Source organism: Paractinoplanes lichenicola (assembly GCF_016785085.1).
In the GTDB taxonomy this organism is placed as follows: domain Bacteria; phylum Actinomycetota; class Actinomycetes; order Mycobacteriales; family Micromonosporaceae; genus Actinoplanes; species Actinoplanes lichenicola.
In genome coordinates, this window is record NZ_JAENHO010000036.1 from 1 (window position 1) to 1,317 (window position 1,317).

At 66.9% G+C, this 1,317-nt stretch carries 1 protein-coding gene; it reads left to right on the top strand.

Features of this window, described 5'->3' with window-relative positions:
• Positions 1 to 14 precede the first annotated feature (14 nt).
• A complete protein-coding gene (locus tag JKJ07_RS49410) occupies positions 15 to 1,259 on the top strand; it encodes an IS256 family transposase (protein ID WP_203078861.1) in 1,245 nt (414 codons plus the stop codon).
• Positions 1,260 to 1,317 lie beyond the last annotated feature (58 nt).

Genomic DNA, 1,317 nt, shown 5'->3' on the forward strand with positions numbered 1-1,317 from the left:
AGGAGAGACCTGCGATGGCCGCAGAACCGAGTCTGAATGTCGCTGAGCTGCTACGCGAGCATCTTCAATCGGCGAGCCCTGATCTACTACGGGCGATGGTGCAAACCTTCGCCGAGACGCTGATGTCGGCCGAAGCCGACGCGGTGTGCGGGGCGGAGTACGGCGAACGCAGTGACGAGCGGGTCAACTCGCGTAACGGCTACCGGCATCGCGACTGGGACACCCGGGCCGGCACCGTTGAGCTGGCCATCCCGAAGCTGCGGCAGGGCTCCTACTTCCCGGACTGGCTGTTGCAGCACCGCCGTCGCGCCGAACAGGCCCTTGTCAGCGTCGTGGCCACCTCGTATCTGCTCGGGGTGTCAACCCGGCGGGTGGAGAAGTTGGTCGAGCAACTTGGCATCAAAGCTCTGTCCAAGAGTCAGGTCTCTGAGATGGCCCGGCACCTGGACGCGCAGGTCGAAGCGTTCCGCAACCGGCCCCTGGACGCCGGCCCCTACACGTTCGTCTGGGTCGACGCTCTGGTCATCAAGGTCCGTGAGCACGGCCGCACCATTAACGTCCACGCTCTGGTCGCGGTCGGGGTCAACGCCGACGGCGGCCGCGAAGTCCTCGGCCTCGAGATTTCCAGCGACGAGGACGGGGCCGGCTGGCTGGCCTTCCTGCGCTCGCTAACCGCACGGGGCCTGGCCGGGGTCCGCCTCGTGGTCTCTGATGCCCACCGCGGTCTCGTCTCGGCGGTCGGGGCGGCGTTGCCGGGCGCGTCCTGGCAGCGTTGCCGCACTCACTACCTGCGCAATCTGCTCGCGAAGGTTCCCAAGAGCGCGCAGCCGTGGGTCGCGACCCTGGTCCGCACCGTGTTCGACCAGCCCGACACCGACGAGGTCAACGCTCAGTTCGCCCGGGTCCTGGACACCATCGGTGACAAGTTTCCCGACGCGGCCGAGCATCTCGACACCGCCCGCGATGACCTGCTCGCCTTCACGGCGTTCCCGCGTGAGCTCTGGCGTCAGATCTGGTCGAACAATCCGCAAGAACGGCTGAACAAGGAGATCCGGCGCCGCACCGACGTGGTCGGGATCTTCCCGAACCGGGCCGCGATCATCCGCCTCGTCGGCGCCGTGCTCGCCGAGCAGACCGACGAATGGGTCGAAGGCCGCCGCTACATGGGCCTGGACCTGCTCCGCAAAGCCCGCCTCACACCCATCACCACCGATGCTGACCAGCCAGAAACCGACCAGATCGTCGAGATCGCGGCCTAGCATCAGCACACACGGATCTGCGGTGACCGGCTCTTACACCACGCCAACGGACGTGACC

Bases quoted from the DNA above. Each gene is read 5' to 3' on its own strand.
- JKJ07_RS49410 (WP_203078861.1), top strand. From the start codon at position 15: ATGGCCGCAGAACCGAGTCTGAATGTCGCTGAGCTGCTACGCGAGCAT.